The 18,977-nt window shown below is 29.8% G+C and carries 23 protein-coding genes; 9 read left to right on the top strand and 14 right to left on the bottom strand.

Annotated elements, in window-relative coordinates; translation table 11 throughout:
• Positions 1-10: 10 nt before the first annotated feature.
• The 3 genes from ACYPV9_RS12615 to ACYPV9_RS12605 all read right to left on the bottom strand — a co-directional run bounded on the left by ACYPV9_RS12615 (position 11) and on the right by ACYPV9_RS12605 (position 2,366).
• The gene (locus ACYPV9_RS12615; protein WP_299063313.1) at positions 11-583 is read right to left on the bottom strand and encodes a uracil-DNA glycosylase family protein; all 573 of its coding nucleotides are present in this window, start codon (positions 581-583) and stop codon (positions 11-13) included.
• Between the two features lie 5 nt (positions 584-588).
• Positions 589-1,950 carry a dihydrolipoyl dehydrogenase family protein gene (locus ACYPV9_RS12610; RefSeq protein WP_459744236.1) on the bottom strand — a complete coding sequence of 454 codons (1,362 nt, stop codon included), beginning with the start codon at positions 1,948-1,950 and terminating at the stop codon, positions 589-591.
• Between the two features lie 74 nt (positions 1,951-2,024).
• Positions 2,025-2,366, bottom strand: a complete 342-nt coding sequence (locus ACYPV9_RS12605) for a HopJ type III effector protein (RefSeq protein ID WP_459744233.1) — start codon at positions 2,364-2,366, stop codon at positions 2,025-2,027.
• A gap of 129 nt (positions 2,367-2,495) precedes the next feature.
• Here ACYPV9_RS12605 and ACYPV9_RS12600 point away from each other — a divergent pair, with 129 nt between their 5' ends.
• From ACYPV9_RS12600 to ACYPV9_RS12590, 3 genes are read left to right on the top strand one after another with little or no spacing between them, the layout of a single operon-like run.
• Positions 2,496-3,011: an RNA polymerase sigma factor gene (locus ACYPV9_RS12600; protein WP_459744230.1), complete on the top strand. Its 516-nt coding sequence runs from the start codon at positions 2,496-2,498 to the stop codon at positions 3,009-3,011.
• Entirely contained in the window at positions 2,992-3,396 is a 405-nt protein-coding gene (locus ACYPV9_RS12595; RefSeq protein WP_299063325.1) for a hypothetical protein, read from the top strand. The genes ACYPV9_RS12600 and ACYPV9_RS12595 overlap by 20 nt, the downstream gene beginning before the upstream one ends.
• A 26-nt stretch (positions 3,397-3,422) precedes the next feature.
• On the top strand, positions 3,423-3,905 hold the full coding sequence (locus tag ACYPV9_RS12590) for a hypothetical protein (RefSeq protein WP_299063328.1): 483 nt from the start codon (positions 3,423-3,425) through the stop codon (positions 3,903-3,905).
• Positions 3,906-3,970: 65 nt separating this feature from the next.
• On the opposite strand, the gene rsmI is transcribed toward ACYPV9_RS12590, so the two are convergent.
• Entirely contained in the window at positions 3,971-4,648 is a 678-nt protein-coding gene (gene rsmI, locus ACYPV9_RS12585; RefSeq protein WP_299063331.1) for a 16S rRNA (cytidine(1402)-2'-O)-methyltransferase, read from the bottom strand.
• 6 nt (positions 4,649-4,654) lie between these two features.
• The gene (locus ACYPV9_RS12580) at positions 4,655-5,014 is read right to left on the bottom strand and encodes a cupin domain-containing protein (RefSeq protein WP_459744227.1); all 360 of its coding nucleotides are present in this window, start codon (positions 5,012-5,014) and stop codon (positions 4,655-4,657) included.
• 182 nt (positions 5,015-5,196) lie between these two features.
• Between ACYPV9_RS12580 and aspS the strand changes: the two genes are divergently transcribed.
• The 3 genes from aspS to ACYPV9_RS12565 are packed head-to-tail and all read left to right on the top strand — an operon-like array spanning position 5,197 to position 9,489.
• Positions 5,197-6,957 (top strand): aspartate--tRNA ligase, encoded by a 1,761-nt coding sequence (gene aspS / locus ACYPV9_RS12575; RefSeq protein ID WP_459744224.1) that lies wholly within the window; start codon positions 5,197-5,199, stop codon positions 6,955-6,957.
• Between the two features lie 45 nt (positions 6,958-7,002).
• Complete coding sequence (locus ACYPV9_RS12570; RefSeq protein WP_299063339.1) at positions 7,003-7,713, top strand: DUF6503 family protein; 711 nt, start codon at positions 7,003-7,005, stop codon at positions 7,711-7,713.
• On the top strand, positions 7,714-9,489 hold the full coding sequence (locus tag ACYPV9_RS12565; protein ID WP_459744221.1) for a chloride channel protein: 1,776 nt from the start codon (positions 7,714-7,716) through the stop codon (positions 9,487-9,489).
• Between the two features lie 128 nt (positions 9,490-9,617).
• Here the strand turns inward: ACYPV9_RS12565 and ACYPV9_RS12560 are convergent, their stop codons facing one another.
• Both ACYPV9_RS12560 and glpQ read right to left on the bottom strand, forming a co-directional pair.
• Positions 9,618-10,151 (bottom strand): tubby C-terminal domain-like protein, encoded by a 534-nt coding sequence (locus tag ACYPV9_RS12560; RefSeq protein ID WP_459744219.1) that lies wholly within the window; start codon positions 10,149-10,151, stop codon positions 9,618-9,620.
• A 1-nt stretch (position 10,152) separates the two neighbouring features.
• Positions 10,153-11,133, bottom strand: coding sequence for a glycerophosphodiester phosphodiesterase (glpQ, locus tag ACYPV9_RS12555; RefSeq protein WP_459744216.1), 981 nt, complete (start codon positions 11,131-11,133; stop codon positions 10,153-10,155).
• A gap of 48 nt (positions 11,134-11,181) precedes the next feature.
• Here glpQ and ACYPV9_RS12550 point away from each other — a divergent pair, with 48 nt between their 5' ends.
• A complete protein-coding gene (locus ACYPV9_RS12550; protein WP_459744212.1) occupies positions 11,182-11,421 on the top strand; it encodes a hypothetical protein in 240 nt (79 codons plus the stop codon).
• Here the strand turns inward: ACYPV9_RS12550 and ACYPV9_RS12545 are convergent, their stop codons facing one another.
• Positions 11,422-12,399, bottom strand: a complete 978-nt coding sequence (locus tag ACYPV9_RS12545; protein WP_299063353.1) for an endonuclease/exonuclease/phosphatase family protein — start codon at positions 12,397-12,399, stop codon at positions 11,422-11,424.
• A 327-nt stretch (positions 12,400-12,726) separates the two neighbouring features.
• On the opposite strand from ACYPV9_RS12545, the gene ACYPV9_RS12540 reads away from it, so the two are divergent.
• Both ACYPV9_RS12540 and hflX read left to right on the top strand, forming a co-directional pair.
• Entirely contained in the window at positions 12,727-13,065 is a 339-nt protein-coding gene (locus ACYPV9_RS12540) for a hypothetical protein (protein ID WP_459744209.1), read from the top strand.
• A gap of 188 nt (positions 13,066-13,253) precedes the next feature.
• A complete protein-coding gene (hflX, locus tag ACYPV9_RS12535; RefSeq protein WP_299063359.1) occupies positions 13,254-14,465 on the top strand; it encodes a GTPase HflX in 1,212 nt (403 codons plus the stop codon).
• A gap of 57 nt (positions 14,466-14,522) precedes the next feature.
• Here the strand turns inward: hflX and ACYPV9_RS12530 are convergent, their stop codons facing one another.
• The 6 genes from ACYPV9_RS12530 to ACYPV9_RS12505 form a co-directional block, all read right to left on the bottom strand.
• On the bottom strand, positions 14,523-15,641 hold the full coding sequence (locus ACYPV9_RS12530; protein ID WP_459744206.1) for a CNNM domain-containing protein: 1,119 nt from the start codon (positions 15,639-15,641) through the stop codon (positions 14,523-14,525).
• 89 nt (positions 15,642-15,730) lie between these two features.
• Positions 15,731-16,648, bottom strand: a complete 918-nt coding sequence (locus ACYPV9_RS12525) for a DUF3078 domain-containing protein (RefSeq protein ID WP_459744204.1) — start codon at positions 16,646-16,648, stop codon at positions 15,731-15,733.
• A gap of 64 nt (positions 16,649-16,712) precedes the next feature.
• Complete coding sequence (locus ACYPV9_RS12520) at positions 16,713-17,579, bottom strand: DUF3078 domain-containing protein (protein WP_299063366.1); 867 nt, start codon at positions 17,577-17,579, stop codon at positions 16,713-16,715.
• Positions 17,580-17,626: 47 nt separating this feature from the next.
• Complete coding sequence (locus ACYPV9_RS12515; RefSeq protein ID WP_459744201.1) at positions 17,627-18,136, bottom strand: DUF2480 family protein; 510 nt, start codon at positions 18,134-18,136, stop codon at positions 17,627-17,629.
• A gap of 50 nt (positions 18,137-18,186) precedes the next feature.
• Positions 18,187-18,507 carry a DUF59 domain-containing protein gene (locus tag ACYPV9_RS12510; RefSeq protein WP_077810979.1) on the bottom strand — a complete coding sequence of 107 codons (321 nt, stop codon included), beginning with the start codon at positions 18,505-18,507 and terminating at the stop codon, positions 18,187-18,189.
• An 11-nt stretch (positions 18,508-18,518) separates the two neighbouring features.
• Positions 18,519-18,944, bottom strand: a complete 426-nt coding sequence (locus ACYPV9_RS12505; protein ID WP_299063373.1) for a SufE family protein — start codon at positions 18,942-18,944, stop codon at positions 18,519-18,521.
• Positions 18,945-18,977 lie beyond the last annotated feature (33 nt).

Here is an 18,977-nt window from a genome sequence, read left to right as displayed (position 1 = left end):
TGTAGTTTTTTTATTTGATAATTTTAGAAACTGTTTTTTGTAAAGTAGGCACTACATCTTTTTCAAACCAAGGGTTTTTTGTCAACCAAAATCTATTTCTTGGCGAAGGATGAGGAAGTACAAAATAGGTAGGTAAATATTCTGGATAATTATCTACGGTTTCTGTAAGTGTTCTTTTTGCTTTCTCTTTTAAGTAGTAGTTTTGAGCATACATGCCTATTAAAACAATCAACTCTAAATTTGGCATATAATCGAATAATTGCTGATGCCATTGTGGGGCACACTCTTTTCTTGGTGGTTTGTCTCCAGATTTTCCTTTTCCGGGATAACAAAAACCCATGGGAATTATAGCGAATTTTTCGACGTCATAAAAATCTTTATTTGTAACATTTAACCATGTACGCAACTGTTTGCCGCTTGCATCATCCCATGGAATTCCAGATTTGTGAACCTTTGTACCAGGAGCTTGACCAATAATTACAATTTTAGAATTTTTATGAGCGGTAACAACAGGGTTTGCACCTAAATCTAGATGAGGTTCGCAAATTCTACATTTTTTTATTTCTGATAAAAGTTGTTTCACACGTATTAATCTGAATCTTTTAGCATAGATTTTAAGTCGCTTGCAAAAGATGGATATGTGAAAATAAGCTTTTTAAATTCTTTTGTCTTCATTTTTTGATGAATTGCCATCGAAAAAATATTAATGCACTCATTTGCTTCTGCAGATAATATATGAGCGCCAACAATAACTTTAGTTTTATCATTTACTATTATTTTATATGCATACAAATCTGCGTTTTCTTTTTTTGCATTGTAAAAGTGAGAAGCATCACCTTTAAAAACTTTGACAGCACTATATTGCTCTTTAGCTTTTTTTTCTGTTAAACCTACAGTTGCTAAATTAGGATTTGTAAACACAACAGAAGGTACCAACGGATTGCTAAATTTTTTCGAATTATTTTTTAAAATATTGTTACCAACAATATAACCTTGCAACCCAGAAAGCGGAGTTAATGGTAAAGATTTACTAGAAACATCTCCACAAGCATACACATTTTTATTAGTGTTACTTTTTAAATAATTATTTACTAAAACACCAGTTTCATCATTTTTAATATTTGCGTTTTCTAAATCTAATAAATTTGTTGCTGGCACACGACCAGATGTATTAAATACTACAGTAGATTTAATTGATTTTATCTTATCTTTTTGTTTAAAATGAATTCTATAATTTTTTCTAAGTTTTTCTACGGAATCAATTTCTGCCTCAAACACAAAATTTACGCCATTCTTTTTCATTTTATCTACAAGTTTTTCTACTAAAAAAGGTTCGAATTGAGACAACGCCATTTCGCCTCTATCGATAATTGTAACTTTGCAACTAAGTGTTGCTAAAAGATAAGAAAACTCCATACCAACATAACCAGCGCCGATAAAAGTTGCAGATTTTGGTAGTTTTTTTAGATTGAAAAAGTCACTAGAAGTTTTCAAGAAATTAGCACCTTCGAAGTTTAGTTTTCTTGGTGTTAAACCAGTTGCAATAACAAACTTATCTGCAGAAATTAATTTTCCTTCAACCAAAATTTCATTTTTACTTTTAAATTTTGGAGTTTGATGGTATAAATCGATGTCTAATTCCGTTAAGTTTTCTTCGGTTGTTTTAGGAACTTTTTTTACAAAAGAATCTTTAAATTTTAGGATATCTTTCCAGCTAACTTTTGGTGCTTTTTCAATACCTAAACCTTTTAAATCTGCTGTTTTTTTTAAAATATCAGCAAACTGAAGCATTACTTTTTTAGGGTCGCAACCTCTAATAGCGCAAGTACCACCAAAAGCTTGTTTGTCTGCAATGGCAACTTTTAGTCCGTTTTTAGCACAAATTTTAGCAGATGTTTGTCCTGCAATTCCGCTTCCTATTACAAAAACGTCGTAATGTTTAGATTCCATAAAATTAGATTTTCATCAAAAATAGAACAGAAAAAAGCCTAAGTTTAATGCAATTACTAATTTTATGAACTTATTTACTTTAAAGTTAATGCCTCACTTTCGAAAGTTAAACCATTAAAACCAGTATTCATAAAGTTTCTAATATTTTGATGAGAAGTACCGTTTGCATCCTCTAAAACATTTTTATAATGCTCTCCAAAACAAAATAAAGTTTCTTCTTTTGTTAATTTTTGAAGTTTTGCAAAAGCAAATAATTTACAAGAGCCAGCATTTTCACCTGCTTTATTTTCGATGGTTCCGTTTTTAAAAGCAGTTGGTGTAAAATTATAATTATCTTCTATTACTTGCATTGTTTCTGCAAATAATATAGCATTAGGATTCGATTTTAATTTTGTTTTAAATTCTTGAATGATCATTTTTTTGTTTTTGAATGAAGTGAGATTCTCAAGTCAAAAATACTACAAGTAAAATCAAATTTTAAGAAATTTCAAATAAATACCAAATCGTTGTTATAAATATATATACTTTAACGTTATATAGATAGAATGACCAAACAAGAATTTAAACATACTGTTTTTTCTTTATCAGAATTGCTGTTTCCTATGGTAGGTAGGATGTTGGGTAGCACTTCTAAAGCAGAAGATGCGATACAAGAAATAATGATAAAACTATGGCACAAGCGCAAACAGTTAAGCAAACACCCTGATATTAAAGGTTTTGTAGTTTTAACTGCTCGAAATTATTGTTTAGATCTACTAAGAAAAAAGAAAGTTTTATTAGAAGATTCTTCGGATGTTTTAAAATTAGTAAAATCTACTAATGAGCACCTAAATTTAGAATGGGAAGAGTTAAACAAACATATAACTACAATTTTAAAAACGATACCAGAGCAACAGAAAGAAGTATTTATTATGCGAGATATAGACGGTTTTGAATTTGATGAAATAGCTGCCGCATTACAAATTAAAATTCCGCATGTAAGAGTTTTGCTTTCTAGAGCCAGAAAACAAATTAGTACAACCTTAGAAAAAACATACCGTTATGAAAGAGGAAAATATTAAAGACCTAATCGAAAAATATAAGTTGGGCAGCACTACTTTAAAAGAAGAAGCTTATTTATTTGAGAACGTAAATAATAAAGATGACGAATTAGGTAGTTGGGCTAATTTTGTAAAAGCAAATAAAAAAGTTGTTCCAGAGAATTTTAATGAGAAATTATGGAACTCTTTTGAGCCTAAAATAGAAAATAAACACAATTACAGGTATAAAATTTTAGGAGCTGTAGCTTCTGTAGCGGTTTTAATTACACTAACTTTTTTTAATTTTTCTAATAATAATCAAAGCCTTGAAGAAAAGGAATTGTTACTGAATGAAGCGAAAAATATGTTTACAAGTAATGAGAGCATCATTTTTGAAGACGAATTGATAATTGTATATACTAAATAATAATAAACTATAAATAAAGAAGTATCATGAAAAAAATAACAATCTTATTAGTGCTATTTATGGCATGTAATTTTACCTTTTTAGCCCAAAAAACAAATAAGAAAAATCTATATGTAAAAGTAAATGATGATAAGAAGCCACTAATTATAGTTGATGGTAAAAAGTTTGAGTTTCCTGTTGAATTAATAGATCAATCTCAAATAGAATCGATGCATATTTTAAAGGGAGAACAAGCTAAATCTACTTATAATGCCCCAAACGGAGTAATTATTATCAATACAAAACAGTATAAACCTATAAATTGGTCTGATAAAACTCAAAAAGAGAAATTAATTAAAGACTCTAAAAAGGAACCACTAGTTATTATAGACGGAAAAGTATCAAATAAAAAAGCTTTAGATGGTTTAGTACCAAAAAATATTCAAAAAATGGAAGTTTTAAAAGGAGAAAAAGCTATTAAAAAATACAATTCTCCTAATGGTGTAATTATTATTACTACAAAGAATTAAAATTAAATTTAAGCAATAATTAAAAACCCCAATAAATTGAAAAATTATTTATTGGGGTTTTTAATTTATTTTGATGATTTACCTTCAACAATAATAACAATTTCACCTTTTGGAGGTTTTTTTGTAAAATGTGCCAAAACCTCGGTTGTGGTTCCTCTTACAGTTTCTTCAAACATTTTTGTGAGTTCTCTAGAAACAGAAATTTGTCTTTCTGCACCAAAGTATTCTACAAAATGCCCTAAAGTTTTTACTAATTTGTGTGGAGATTCGTAAAAAATCATGGTTCTTTTTTCTTCTGCTAAAAATAGAAAACGGGTTTGTCTCCCTTTTTTTACTGGTAAAAACCCTTCGAAAACAAATTTATCATTTGGCAATCCAGAGTTTACTAACGCAGGTACAAATGCAGTTGCTCCAGGTAAACATTCAACATCAATATTATTTTCTACACATGCTCTAGTTAGTAAAAAACCAGGGTCTGAAATTGCTGGTGTTCCTGCATCAGAAATTAATGCACACGTTTCTCCATTTTGAATTCTCTGCACAACACCTTTTACAGATTTATGTTCATTATGCATATGATGACTGTGCATTTGTGTAGAAATTTCAAAATGTTTTAATAGTTTTCCACTTGTACGCGTGTCTTCCGCTAAAATAAAATCTACTTCTTTTAAAACTTTTATAGCTCTAAAAGTTATGTCTTCTAAATTACCAATTGGTGTTGGTACTAAATATAATTTACTCATAATTTCTTAAATGCTTTCGTAAGTTTCTACGGTAATATCTGCAACCACGTCTCCTGTATGTTTTATACTTAAAGGTTCAAACAAAACAATATGTACTTCTTCTTTTGCAATAGGTTTGTGTTCTATTCCTTTAGGTACAATATAAAATTCACCTTCGTTTAAGGTTATTGTTTTGTCACGAAATTCGATATCTAAAGTTCCTTTAACAACCATAAAAAGTTCGTCTTCATTGTCGTGTTTATGAAACACAAATTCGCCTTTTAGTTTTGCCAATAATATTTGTTGTCCGTTTAATTGCCCAACTTTTTTTGGAGACCATAAGTCTTGAAACAATTTAAATTTTTCTTGAATATTAATTACGCTCATAAAGCAAATTTACAAAGAATAAGACGGATTCTGCGTTACCGATTGTAGCAATTGTTTGAGCTCTTTTGAGGTACGAAAAAAGCGAGTGCGAAAAGCGGGCCATTTCTGATAAGAAATGAACGCCCAAAAAACGAATATTTATAGGAAATTGTTTAATTTTGCGTCTTAAATTTTTAGATATAATGTATAGAAGTAATTCTTGTGGCGAGTTAAGAGCATCGCATATAAATACAGAGGTAACCTTGGCTGGTTGGGTACAAAAATCGCGTGATAAAGGTTTTATGGTTTGGGTAGATTTGCGTGACAGATACGGAATTACACAACTTATTTTTGATGAAGAGCGTACGCCAAAAGAGATGATGGATAAGGCAAAATCTTTGGGTAGAGAATTTGTAATACAAATTACCGGAACTGTAATAGAACGCGAGTCTAAAAATACAAACATACCTACAGGCGAGATAGAAGTTTTAGTTTCTAAACTAGAAATTTTAAATGAAGCAAAATTGCCGCCTTTTACTATTGAAGATAAAACGGATGGAGGAGAAGACATCCGAATGAAATATAGATATTTAGACATTCGAAGAAATCCTGTAAAAGACAGTTTAATTTTTCGTCATAAAGTGGCAATGGAGGTTCGTAAATACTTGTCTGATCAAGAATTTATAGAAGTAGAAACACCATATTTAATAAAATCTACGCCAGAAGGAGCAAGAGATTTTGTTGTGCCTTCTCGTATGAATGAAGGGCAGTTTTATGCGTTGCCACAATCGCCACAAACCTTTAAACAATTGTTAATGGTTGGCGGAATGGATAAATATTTTCAGATTGTAAAATGTTTTAGAGACGAAGATTTACGTGCAGACAGACAACCAGAGTTTACACAGATTGACTGTGAAATGGCGTTTGTAGAGCAAGAAGATATTTTAAATATTTTTGAAGGATTAACTAGGCATTTACTTAAAGAAGTAAATAATGTTGAGGTAGAAAAATTCCCAAGAATGTTGTATGATGATGCAATGCGTTTGTATGGAAACGACAAACCAGATATCAGATTCGGAATGGAGTTTGGCGAGTTAAACGAAGTTACACAACATAAAGATTTTGGTGTTTTTAATAGCGCAGAATTAGTTGTTGGTATTGCAGTTCCTGGCGGAAATGCATATACAAGAAAAGAGATAGATAATATTATTAAGTGGGTGAAGCGTCCGCAAGTTGGTGCTTTAGGAATGATTTATGCACGTGTAAACGAAGACGGAACATTCAAATCTTCTGTAGATAAATTCTATGATCAAGAAGATTTAGCAAAATGGGCAGAAATTACAGGAGCAAAACCTGGTGATTTAGTTTGTGTTTTATCTGGTGATACTAATAAAGTAAGAGCTCAAATGTCTGCTTTACGTATGGAATTAGCAGAGCGTTTAGGTTTAAGAGATCCAAAAGTATTTGCGCCGCTATGGGTAATTGACTTTCCGTTATTAGAATTAGATGAAGAAACGGGGCATTACCACGCAATGCATCATCCATTTACATCGCCAAAACCAGGGCAATTAGAATTGTTAGATTCTAAACCAGGAGAGGTAAAAGCAAATGCGTACGATTTAGTTTTAAACGGAAATGAAATTGGTGGAGGTTCTATTAGAATACACGACAAGCAAATGCAAGCAACCATGTTAAAGCACTTAGGTTTTTCTGAGGAAGATGCCAAAGCACAATTTGGATTTTTAATGGATGCTTTTGAATACGGAGCACCACCTCACGGAGGTTTGGCTTTCGGTTTGGATAGATTGGTTGCTATTTTAGGAGGACAAGAAACTATTAGAGACTTTATTGCGTTCCCTAAAAATAATTCTGGTCGAGATGTAATGATAGATGCACCAGCTTTTATAGACGATGAGCAACTAACAGAATTAAGTTTGAAATTAAATATTCAAGAAAGAGAATAGAATTATAAATCCCGCTTTTGCGGGATTTTTTAATACTTTTAAGTTATGAAAAAAATTACCACATTATTTTTACTTTTAGTATCTATAACACTTTTTTCACAAGAGATTACCGGAGATGAATTGTTAGAGAAAGCAATAAATTATCACGATCCTAATGATAATTGGTCGACCTTTTCTGGAGAATTTTTTGTATTGATGGAAACGCCTAAACGAAGTCCTAGAAAAAGTAGAATCAGAATTAATTTACCAGAACAATATTTTTTTTTAAAAGCAGCAAGAGATACAATTATTACAGAATATGCAGTGCATAAAACAGATTGTAGTTTTGCTATTAATGGTAATACAAATCCATCCGAAGTACTAAAAAAGCAATATAGTTTAAATTGTGAACGTGCTAAATTCATGAAAAACTATTATACTTATTTGTATGGTTTACCAATGAAATTGAAAGATGCAGGCACAATCATTAATCAAAAAGTAGCTAAGAAAACTTTTAAAGGAAAAGAATATTTAGTGTTAAAAGCTACTTACAATAAAGAAGTGGGTAAAGATACTTGGTATTTTTATTTTGATCCTAAAACATATGCTATGGAAGTGTATCAGTTTTTTAAAGATGAATCTAAAAACGACGGAGAATATATTTTGCTTTCGGGTTTAGAAACTATAAATACTATAAAAATGCCCAAAAATAGAGCTTGGTATTATAATAAAGACAATGGGTATTTAGGAACAGATATTTTATCAGCTAAACAATAAATGCCTACAAAATACAAAATACTTAAAAAGGTTTTAATTTGGAGATATAAGCATATTTCTGAGAGACAATTTATATATGTTTTAAGTGTTTTTGTTGGTTTTTTGGCAGGTTTAGGTACTTTTATTTTAAAGTATTTTACTTTTATAATAGAAGATTTGTTACAAGGTAACCTTATTAAAGATTATCATTATTCTTTGTATTTTATCTTTCCAATAATTGGCTTGTTTTTAGTGTATTCTATTAAAAAGTTTGTAATTAATAAGGAAATTGGTCATGGTATTTCTACAACATTACATTCCATTTCTAAGAAAAACGGAATTATAGAAAGGTATAAAATGTATGCCTCTTTAGTAACAGCTCCTTTAACCGTTGGTTTTGGTGGTTCTGCAGGTTTACAAGGGCCTGCCGTAAGTACAGGTGCAGCTTTGGGTTCTAATGTTGCGCAGTTATTTCATATGAATGCAAAAACAAGAATGCTATTAATTGGTTTTGCAACTGCTGGTGCAATGTCTTCTATGTTTAAAGCGCCAGTAGCAGCTATTATTTTTGCGGTAGAAATTTTTAGTTTAGATTTAGCTTTTGCATCATTGGTTCCGTTATTATTGGCATCGGTTTCGGCAATAATTACATCTTATTTTTTTGCAGGTACAGACGTTTTATTTGGTTTTAAGTTGGTAGATGTCTTTCAAGTAAAAGACATTCCTTTTTATATTGTTTTAGCATTTCTAACCGGAATAGCCTCTGTATATTTTTCTAAAATGTATTTTGCAATTACACGTTTTTTCGAGCGTTTTTCTAGTCCGTTTAAAAAACTAATTATTGGGGGTTTCGCTATCGGAATTATGTTGTATTTAATTCCGCCTTTATACGGTGAAGGTTATGGCTTAATAAATAGTTTATTAAACGGTAACACTGCAAAAGCCTTAAAAGATATTCCTTACAACATAGATTTAAACAACGTATATATGGTTGTTTTTATGCTGTTAATAATCGCGATTTTTAAAGCCATTGCCATGACAACTACTTTTGCAGCTGGCGGAGTTGGAGGTATTTTTATTCCAACAATATTTATGGGTTCTACATTAGGTAATGCTATTGCAAAAATTATAAATCACTTAGGTTTTTCGGTTTCAGAATCTAATTTTACTTTAATTGGTATTACGGGGTTAATGGCCGGCGTTTTACATGCGCCGCTTACTGCAATTTTCTTAATTGCAGAAATTACAGGTGGTTACGAGCTTTTTGTGCCTTTAATGTTGGTGGCAGCAATTTCTTTTGCCATCACAAAATATTTTATTTCAAACTCTATTTATACTGTAGAATTAGCAAAAAGAGGCGAGTTAATAACACATAATAAAGATAAAAATGTGTTAATGATGATGCAAATAGACAAGCTTATAGAAAAGAATTTTAAACCAATAACACCAGAAAACACTTTTGGCGAAATGTTAAAAAATGCTGTAGCCAAATCGAAACGAAATATTTTTCCGGTTTTAGACCAAGAAAAACGTTTTCTAGGAATTGTGTTATTAGATGATATAAGGCCAATGATGTTCGATCAAACACAATATGAAACTACATTTGTTTCAGATTTTATGAAATCTGCTCCAGAAATTATTTTTTACAACGATTCCGCAGAAAAAGTAATGCAAAAATTTAAAGAGAGCAATGCATGGAACTTACCTGTTGTAAAAAACGAAAAATACGTTGGTTTTATCTCGAAATCTAAACTGCTAACAGCATACAGAAATAAGCTAATAGAAGTAACTAATTAATTTTTTTGAAGCTATTTCCTGCTTTCCGCTATATCTTTTTATTTATAATTTATTCATACTTCAAAAATTAAAAATAAAAAGGATGCCGCTTCAATCAGGGCTAAAATGTTTGCTAATTTTTTGTATTACTAAGAAGACCATTCATCTTTTATAGAAATCCATTCTTTTTGAGATTTCATTATCGGTTTTTGATGTGTTTCACCAGTTTTTAAACAAGAAAATAAAACAAATACAAATTCTAAATATTCTTTATCACAAAGCAATACATTACTGATGTTTTTTTCTTTAGAAGTAGAAAAAGAATCATCGATTTCTGCAATTTTATTTCCATTTTTAAAAATAGATTTTTTATCAAAATAATGAATTTTAACTTCAAAAATATCTTCATTTAATTGAAGTTTAAAAATTGAATTTTGCTTGTTATCAGAAATTAAAATTAATTTTTTGCCTTCTTTAGTTTCAATTTCATAAGAAATACGCCATTTCCAGAATTTAAACTTCTTGGTAATTTTATAAAGAATTTCTTTTTTGGTGTTGTAAATTTCTGCTGTTGTTTTACCAAATTCTAGAAACCAACTAGAAAAAAATAGGCACTCGTTCTCTGTATTATAAATCTGTAAATTATTTGTGGCATGACTAATTTTATAAGTAAGTTTATCCATATTAATTATTCGAGTGTATAAAATTTAGCATTTTGTCTGGAAAATCTGTAAAAGCACCATCTATGTTTGCTTCATAAATTAAGGTTTGCATCATTTCTTCGAAAGTAGAAAATTCATCTAAAGCATCTGCCCTAAATGTATAAGGATGCACCTTTAACCCCAATTGATGTGCGTCTGTAACCAAAGAAGTAAACTGCCATTTGTCATTAACTTTTTTATCTAAAATTTGCTTGTACCATGGTCCAATTCCGTCTGCATAAGTTGCAAAGTGTTTTAAATTGTTAGTCTCTTCTTTAAATTCCATTAATTGCACTAAAAATAAATCAGAATTCAAATCTTTTCTAATTCTTTCTAATTCTTTAGCATCAAAACATTGTAAAATACAATTGTCTTTTTTGGTTGTGTAGCCATAATCTGTTAGAACTTTTAAAACGATTTCTGTTAATTTTTTACCTTCATTTTTATGAAACTCAGGTGCTTTAATTTCTGGGTAAATCCCTACGTTATTTTTAGTAGAAGTATTTAAACCTTGTATCAATTCTATTTCTTGTTGTAAAGAATGTAGTTTAAAATTGCCAGTTTTTGTAGGAAATCGGTCTTTGTAAACTTGCTTGCCAGTTCTTGGATTAAAACGCTCGTAAACATTAAGAGTTTGCAATTCATAAAAAGTAAAATCTATTACATAAAACCTGTTGTCTTTTCTTTTTCTGTTTGGAAACTTTGTAGCAACATCTGTAACATCATCCAAATAAATATCATGAATAACAATAGGAACATCATCTTTACTTAGCACTAAATCTTGCTCTATAAAATCGGGTTTCAGTGCAAAGGCCATTGCTTTAGCCTCTAGGGTATGTTCTGGTAAGTATCCAGAAGCGCCTCTGTGAGCAATCACAATTTTGTTATTCATTGTAAATTTATTTTTGTTTGAAGTGCAAGAAATAAGTAATAAACCAAGTAAAAATACTAAAATCGATTTCATTTTTAATAAAATTAGAAATTAAAGATAGAACTTTTGTAATTTTGCAACATGAAATTAGCGTTAAAAATAATGTTTGTTATCTTTTTAGTTTGGATGGCATTAGGAGCTTACTTAATTAGCACAGAACACGAAAAGGCTCAAGTTGTAATGGGTTTAGGTGTTTTATATTTATCTTTTATATTTATGCCGATATTTATTTATTTTAGATACAAAGATGGTAAATACAAAAAGTATATTATTAATGATGAAAAATTAAGAAATGCTTTTAAAAATGTGGGTAAAGAGTAGTTAATCGTCTTTTTTCTTAAGAAAAGCATACACCGGAAAATGATCTGAAAATCCGCCTTGATACCAAGGACCAATATAAGTTCTAAACGGACTGCCTTTTAATTTTCCTTTAAAAATTTTTAACCATTCTTTATTAAATACTTCGGCGTGTTTAAAGTAAAGTTTCCCTTCTTTCTTTTCTGTAAAGTTTTTAGAAAATATAATTTGATCAAATAAATTCCATTTACCATCATAAGTTAAAGAACCTAATTTTTCTCTGTCTAACATTGTTTCCATCGGATTTATAAAATCATCAGAAACCAAGGTTTTTACACTTTTACTTGTTGGGTCATCATTAAAATCTCCCATTACAATAATTTTAGCATCGTAATGTTTGTCTTTAATGTCTTTTATAATACTTCTCGCAGTAATTGCTGCGGTAACTCTTTTGTGTTCTGTTTCTGCTGCACCTTCTCTTCTAGAAGACCAATGGTTTACAATAATATGTACAAGTTCACCATGTAAATTACCGCTAACTTTTAAAATATCTCTTGTATAATCTCTTTCGCCTTCATCATCTTCTAGAAAAACTGGGTATGTTTCTGATTTTAAAAATTCGAAAACTCTTTTATTGTATAACAAAGCAACATCAATACCTCTTTCATCAGGAGAATCATAATGGGCAAAACCATAATGATGTTTCTTTAAATTAGAAGAATTTATCAAATCTCTAACAACCTTAGCGTTTTCTACTTCTACCAAACCAACAATTGCAGGCGGATATTTAGATCTGTTTAAACCCAATTGAGATATTACAGAACCTAATTTTTTTATTTTTATTTTATATCGTTTGTATGTCCATTTTCTTTTGCCTTCGCTTGTATAATCATCATCAAAAGTTTTAGGATTGTCTTCTGTGTCAAACAGATTTTCTACATTGTAAAAACCAATTGTAGTAATTCTTTTACTTTGCTTAGATGACTTAATTGAAGGAAACATATAAATATTTTAAGGGTAAAAGTAACAAAATAATCTACAGACTTTACATTAAATTAACTAGTGATTTTATAGAATTAAAATCTAAAAGCTATTTGTATTATGATATTAATATTAAACTGCTTTTTTTTGTGATAACTCGCTTTAAATTTTAAACTTTTTAATAAATTATAAACAATATATCTAGAGTGTTAATTTCTTTGTAATTAACTGATATCTAACTTAAAAAAGTTGTTATTATAACATTTTATTTTGATTTTTTTAGAGCACTTGAACTAATTTTACAGTGCAAGTTAGCAACACAAAAAAAGAACTTTTAAAAAATTAATCATGAAAAAATTCGCAATTGTATTTTTAGTAGCAGTAATGACAAGTGTATCTACGTTTTCTAATAACGATGATAGCGTTAAAGAAATCGATTTAAAGTTAAGAAAAAAGATAATAGAATTATTAGGGAATTATAAAGGTAGTTTAGACACAAATTTAAAAACTACTGTCGATTTTATAATAAATAAAAAAGGAGAAATTATTGTTGTGTCTGTAGATTCTAACAAACCGAATGTAGCTTTATTTATTAAGAACAAATTAAATTACCAAATAGCATCTGTAGAAAATTTACAAATTTTAAAAACATATAGAGTACCTGTAAAGTTTTTAAAACAAAACTAAGTTAACAAAAATTAAAGGGTTTCTTAATATAGAGAATACATAGTTCTCTTATATATAAACTACTTTTATCGTGCAGAAAACGTTGTAAACTTTCTGTTTTTGAATTTGAATTAGTAATATAAAACCTTCGTTTTTGCGAAGGTTTTTTTTATTCTAAAAGACAAGAATTGTTTGTATTTTTGCATTATATGATAGACGCAAAAGAAGCAATTTCAGAAAAAGCAGTTTTAATTGGTGTTATTACACAACAGCAAAACGAAACGCAGTCTGATGAATACCTAGATGAATTAGAGTTTTTAACACAAACTGCCGGCGGTGTTGTGGTTAAACGCTTTGTTCAGAAAATGGAAAGACCAAATCCTAAAACCTTCTTAGGAGCGGGTAAGTTAGAAGAAGTAAAAGATTATATACAAGCCAATACAATTGGTACAGCTATTTTTGATGATGAATTATCGCCTGCACAATTAAGAAATATTGAAAAGATTCTTGATTGTAAAATTTTGGACAGAACCAATTTAATATTAGATATTTTCGCCCAAAGAGCACAAACTAGTTCTGCTAAAACACAAGTAGAACTTGCGCAAAGCGAATATTTGTTACCTCGTCTAACAAGACTTTGGACTCACCTTGATAAACAAAAAGGTGGTATTGGAATGCGTGGACCTGGTGAAACAGAAATAGAAACCGATAGACGTATTATTCGTGATAAAATATCAGTTTTAAAAAAACGTTTAAAAACAATAGATAAACAAATGGCGATTCAAAGAAAGAATCGTGGTAAGATGGTTAGAGTCGCTTTAGTTGGTTATACCAATGTTGGTAAATCTACATTGATGAATGTGATTAGTAAAAGTGATGTGTTTGCAGAAAATAAGCTGTTTGCAACTTTAGATACAACTGTTAGAAAAGTTGTTATTAAAAACATTCCTTTTTTAATGACAGATACTGTTGGGTTTATTAGAAAATTACCAACACAATTGGTAGAATCTTTTAAATCTACTTTAGATGAGGTTAGAGAAGCAGATTTGTTATTACATGTTGTAGATATTTCTCATCCGAATTTTGAAGATCATATTGCCTCTGTAAATACAATTTTAGACGATATTAAATGCGCCGATAAGCCTACATTAATGGTTTTTAATAAGATTGATGCTTACGAGCACGAAACAATTGATGCAGACGATTTAGAAACAGAAAAAGGAAAAGAACATTATACTTTACAAGATTGGAAAAAAACGTGGATGAACGATAAAGAAGTTGAATCGATATTTATTTCTGCTTTAAATAAAGAAAACTTAGAAGATTTTAAAGACAAAACGTACGAAGAAGTAAAGAAAATACACATACAGCGTTTTCCTTATAACGACTTTTTATATTACGAATATAAAGAGGAAGAATAAAAAAAAATCCTACTGTAATTATTATAGTAGGATTTTTTTATTTTTAAATTTTAAGGTTTATTCTTTTGAATCACCATCTTTTATAATACCCATTCTTTTTGCTCTATTTTCCCATGATTTTCTTGCTAATGCTTGTAAATCTGCAACAGAATCACTTTCATCCATAATTTCTAAACCAAGCAAAGTTTCTATTACATCTTCTTGAGAAACAAGACCGCTTACAGAACCATATTCATCTACCACAAGTGCAATGTGTTCTTTTTCTTTGATTAGTTTATCAAACAAATCTGGTATAGATAATTCTCTTTCTGTAACAACAATATCTCTTTTAATGGTAGCTAAAGTTTCTTCTCCTTTACCATTAATTATTGCTTCTAGTAAATTATCTTTTAAAAAGTAACCTGTTATTGCATCTGGATTTTCAGAAAAAACAGGAATTCTAGAGAATCTTAATTTTTTATGATCGTTGTAAAAAGAACTTATCGTTTGAGTTTCATCTGCAGTTTCTATTACAGATCTTGGGGTCATTACATCGTTTACTTTAATTTCTTTAAAACCAAGTAAGTTTCTAATAACCTTACTTTCATTTTTCTGAAAAACGCCCTCTTTTTCTGCCATATCTGCCATTACTAAAAAGCTTTCTCTGCTTAAAATACTACCATGTCCTTTACCTCCAATTAACTTTGTAGTTAATTGTAAAATCCATAATATTCCAGTCCATTTTAATGGGAAAATCATTATTTTTAAAGCTTTAGCCGTAAAATTAGCAAGTTGTTTCCAGTAAGTAGCACCTATGGTTTTTGGTATTATTTCTGATGCTACTAGAATTAAAATAGTCATTATAGTAGAAACTAAACCAACCATTACATCTTCTGTAATTTTAATTCCGAATACTATTTTTACGTCTGTACCATACATTTCTGCGTAAGCAACTTTTGCTTGCACACCAACTAAAATTGCACCAACCGTATGTGCAATGGTATTAATTGTTAAAATAGCAATTAAAGGCTTATCAACATCCTTTTTAAAAGTTTCTAATTGTGTAGCATATTGTTCACCTTCGCTTTTTTTAAGATTGATAAATGTTGGTGTAATACTTAACAATACAGCTTCTAGAATAGAGCATAAGAAAGAAAAGAAAATAGATATTGTTGCAAAAATTATTAATAAAGTCATGTATTATTTATTTGAGATGCTAATTTACACAAAATAAAAAAACCTCGAGAATTTCTTCTTGAGGTTTCTTCTAAAATATTGTTATCTATTTAGAAAGCATAGCTCATACCAACTAAGTAGTAAGATTGTAATTTGTTATCTACAGTAGAAAAAGTTTCTGCAGGATTGTCTACTAAAGCATTATTTAAGGCCTCTTGTTTGTTTTTACGTAAACCTAATTCTAAACCAACTCCAATTCCTTTCCAAACAGTGTAACCGAAAGAGTTTGTCCAAGTCCAGTTAGATAAATCAGCAGTCTTATAACTTTGAAAGATAGATAAGTTAGATTTTACACTTAATTTACCATACTTCTTATTATAATCTGCAACAACTTTAGCACCTAAAGAAGATTCGAAAACAGTTTCGCCACTACTAAATACAAAGTTGTAGTTTCCTGGGTGCATTACTACTACTAAGTTATTTGTTGGCGTCCAAGTAACACCAGCACCAAAATCTAAATAACCAGGATCGTTAAAATTATCTATAATTGTAGTTCTGTATTCTGCAAGAGCAGATAAAGCCCATTTTTTATTTAATCTTTTACCGTATAAAGAAGAAATTGTAAATACATCTGTAGCAGTATCAAAACCTTCGTCTCCGGCAACCCCTTTTTCATCTAACTTAACCCAACCTAAGTTAATTGCAGCAGAGTTTCTCCAGAAAAAATCTTCTTCTATTAAATTAGCAAAACCATTTACAGTTACACCAATATTACCTGCAGATGCAGTAGGTGCTGTTCTAGCGTACCAGTTGTTAAAACCAGATAAACTAGCACCAATGGTACCAAAAGCACCTTTTCTCCAGCCTGGTAAAGCATCAATTTTTGCTTGTAAAGAGTTAACTTCTCCTTGTAATTTAGCAATTTGAGCTTTTTTAGGAGCTTGTTCTTTCTTTAATTCTTCTGCAGTTTGTGCGCTTGCAGAAAAGCTAATAAATACCAATAAAATTAAAATTGATAATTTTTTCATGTTGACTATTTTTTAAAATTAAGCGTGCAAAAGTACACTTTTATTGTTTTTAGACAAGAAAATATTAATAAGTCACTTTTTCATGGAAGCTATAATTCATTCCCAAGCCAAAAAGTTGTCTAAACTGAATTTTACTAGACGAGTTGTCATCAATAATTGTATGAAAAGTCATGTGCATTTTAATATGCTTATTCACTGTAAAGCGTAGGTTTGTTTGATAATCTAGATCGACATTACCAACATTTGCAAGGTAATCTGTATACATTGTTAAGATGTTTTCCATCTCGATGTTTTTCATTAGGCCAAATTTATAATAACCAGAAAGATTAAAACCTAACCCAAATGCAACAGTTTTACCTTCGTCTACACCAAATTTTCCAGAGAAAAATTCATTTACAAATGTATATCTTGCGGTTGCTGGTGCTACGTTTAAATTTAAATCATCAGATTTTTTCCATAACATACCTGGTCCAAAAGTTAAATAGGCAGGAGATAAAAATTCTGAAACTAATAATTTAGGCTCTTTTGCATAATCGAACCCTTTGGTGTATTGAGTCTTAAAATTGGCAATAAAAGAAAGAAACCAATAAGTTGTTGTTTTTATACCAAGTAGCGAATTTAATTCAAATCGATCATTAGTCTTTCTGTAGCCTTTTTCACTTATATGACTTAAACCGTAACCAGATAATAATCGGGTATCCCAGTTTACGTTGTTTTTCTTATAATTAAAATCGTAATTTATGTTTATGTTTCCTGCAACGGTGTTTTGTCCACCAGAAGCCCAGTTTGAAAAAGAAGATTGATTAAAAACAAATGCAAGTCTACCATTAATTTTCCATTTTGGTTTAGGTAAGGTATCTAGTTTCTTTTTTTGAGCATTAGAATTAAATGCTATAAAAGTTAAAAAAAGAAGTGTAGCTAATCTTCTCATTGCAAGTTTTTTAATATTAGTTTTCTTCTGGTTATAAATGTATAAATTTATTTTTTTGATTTATATAATGGTACAGTAGAGCATGCTTCGCCAAACATAATAGATTTAGCAATTGGTTGTAGTTTTGCGATTAGAAAAGCAAAAGCAGATTCTGGTATTGGTTTTTCTGCACAACCTTTAATTATTACGGGGCAATCTTCAAAATCTCTTAAATCTACAAAGTTTAAAAGTTCTTGATATAATACTGTTTCTAATAATTCTAAATTACCAATAACAACCTTGTTTGCATAAGGTGTAACTTCTGCAGCAATTAACATAAAAGCCCATGATGGTATAATTGCGTCTACAGAGCAGTTAATAGCAACAAAGCAATTTTTGTATTGTGACCAATCGTGGTTTTTAACAGAGTTTCTAAAATCTTTTTCTTTTAAAATAATTTCTTCAAATAGCCAGTCTTTAATGTCAAAAGAAACTCTTTTTCCATCAGGATAGATTTCTTCAAGATCAAAGGTTTTTAACTTACTATTTGCTACTCTATTTATGATTTCTTCTGCCATTGATAGTTTTTTGTTTTAATTATTGTAAATAAATAAAACATTGTTAAGTATTATAGCATACCTAATTCTAGTTTTGCTTCTTCACTCATCATTTCTTGTGTCCAAGTTGGATCGAATGTAATTTCAACTTCGCAGTTGTTTAATTCTTTTAAAGACTTTACTTTATCTTCAATTTCTACGGGTAAACTTTCTGCAACTGGGCAGTTAGGAGACGTTAATGTCATTAAAATTTTTGCATTATTTTCATCAGAAACAAAAACATCATAAATTAAACCAAGTTCATAAATGTCTACAGGTATCTCTGGATCGTAAATTGTTTTTAAAACACCTACAATTTTATCTCCAATTTCTTCTAATTCTTTATCTGTCATTATATAATTTCTTAATTCTGTAATTTAGTTTGTTGCGCAATTGCGTACAATTTTATTTGCTTAACCATAGAGACCAATCCGTTTGCTCTTGTTGGGCTTAAGTGTTCTTTTAAACCTATTTGATCTATAAAAGTGGTTTCTGCAGTTAAAATATCTGCTGGTTTTTGTTCCGAGAATACCCTCAATAATAGTGCCACAATTCCTTTGGTTAAAATAGCGTCACTATCTGCAGTAAACTTAATTTTATCTGCATCTAATTCAGAATACAACCAAACTTTAGATTGGCATCCTTTAATTAAATTTTCGTCTAATTTATGTGCATCTGCAATTATAGGCAAAGATTTACCAAGTTCTATTATGTACTCGTAACGATCCATCCAATCATCAAACATAGAAAACTCATCAATAATTTCTTCTTGTATTTCTTTGATAGTCATTTTTAAAACTTATTTTTGCGCTTTCAAAAAGCG

The sequence above is a fragment of the Polaribacter sp. OB-PA-B3 genome (genome assembly GCF_054589375.1).
This window is presented reverse-complemented; position numbering and strand designations above follow the sequence as displayed.

What these genes read in the sequence shown, in the direction of transcription:
- ACYPV9_RS12610 (WP_459744236.1), bottom strand. Translation starts at nt 1,950, where the DNA reads ATGGAATCTAAACATTACGACGTTTTTGTAATAGGAAGCGGAATTGCA.
- ACYPV9_RS12605 (WP_459744233.1), bottom strand. Translation starts at nt 2,366, where the DNA reads ATGATCATTCAAGAATTTAAAACAAAATTAAAATCGAATCCTAATGCT.
- ACYPV9_RS12600 (WP_459744230.1), top strand. Translation starts at nt 2,496, where the DNA reads ATGACCAAACAAGAATTTAAACATACTGTTTTTTCTTTATCAGAATTG.
- ACYPV9_RS12595 (WP_299063325.1), top strand. Translation starts at nt 2,992, where the DNA reads ATGAAAGAGGAAAATATTAAAGACCTAATCGAAAAATATAAGTTGGGC.
- ACYPV9_RS12590 (WP_299063328.1), top strand. Translation starts at nt 3,423, where the DNA reads ATGAAAAAAATAACAATCTTATTAGTGCTATTTATGGCATGTAATTTT.
- rsmI (WP_299063331.1), bottom strand. Translation starts at nt 4,648, where the DNA reads ATGAGTAAATTATATTTAGTACCAACACCAATTGGTAATTTAGAAGAC.
- ACYPV9_RS12580 (WP_459744227.1), bottom strand. Translation starts at nt 5,014, where the DNA reads ATGAGCGTAATTAATATTCAAGAAAAATTTAAATTGTTTCAAGACTTA.
- aspS (WP_459744224.1), top strand. Translation starts at nt 5,197, where the DNA reads ATGTATAGAAGTAATTCTTGTGGCGAGTTAAGAGCATCGCATATAAAT.
- ACYPV9_RS12570 (WP_299063339.1), top strand. Translation starts at nt 7,003, where the DNA reads ATGAAAAAAATTACCACATTATTTTTACTTTTAGTATCTATAACACTT.
- ACYPV9_RS12565 (WP_459744221.1), top strand. Translation starts at nt 7,714, where the DNA reads ATGCCTACAAAATACAAAATACTTAAAAAGGTTTTAATTTGGAGATAT.
- ACYPV9_RS12560 (WP_459744219.1), bottom strand. Translation starts at nt 10,151, where the DNA reads ATGGATAAACTTACTTATAAAATTAGTCATGCCACAAATAATTTACAG.
- glpQ (WP_459744216.1), bottom strand. Translation starts at nt 11,133, where the DNA reads ATGAAATCGATTTTAGTATTTTTACTTGGTTTATTACTTATTTCTTGC.
- ACYPV9_RS12550 (WP_459744212.1), top strand. Translation starts at nt 11,182, where the DNA reads ATGAAATTAGCGTTAAAAATAATGTTTGTTATCTTTTTAGTTTGGATG.
- ACYPV9_RS12545 (WP_299063353.1), bottom strand. Translation starts at nt 12,399, where the DNA reads ATGTTTCCTTCAATTAAGTCATCTAAGCAAAGTAAAAGAATTACTACA.
- ACYPV9_RS12540 (WP_459744209.1), top strand. Translation starts at nt 12,727, where the DNA reads ATGAAAAAATTCGCAATTGTATTTTTAGTAGCAGTAATGACAAGTGTA.
- hflX (WP_299063359.1), top strand. Translation starts at nt 13,254, where the DNA reads ATGATAGACGCAAAAGAAGCAATTTCAGAAAAAGCAGTTTTAATTGGT.
- ACYPV9_RS12530 (WP_459744206.1), bottom strand. Translation starts at nt 15,641, where the DNA reads ATGACTTTATTAATAATTTTTGCAACAATATCTATTTTCTTTTCTTTC.
- ACYPV9_RS12525 (WP_459744204.1), bottom strand. Translation starts at nt 16,648, where the DNA reads ATGAAAAAATTATCAATTTTAATTTTATTGGTATTTATTAGCTTTTCT.
- ACYPV9_RS12520 (WP_299063366.1), bottom strand. Translation starts at nt 17,579, where the DNA reads ATGAGAAGATTAGCTACACTTCTTTTTTTAACTTTTATAGCATTTAAT.
- ACYPV9_RS12515 (WP_459744201.1), bottom strand. Translation starts at nt 18,136, where the DNA reads ATGGCAGAAGAAATCATAAATAGAGTAGCAAATAGTAAGTTAAAAACC.
- ACYPV9_RS12510 (WP_077810979.1), bottom strand. Translation starts at nt 18,507, where the DNA reads ATGACAGATAAAGAATTAGAAGAAATTGGAGATAAAATTGTAGGTGTT.
- ACYPV9_RS12505 (WP_299063373.1), bottom strand. Translation starts at nt 18,944, where the DNA reads ATGACTATCAAAGAAATACAAGAAGAAATTATTGATGAGTTTTCTATG.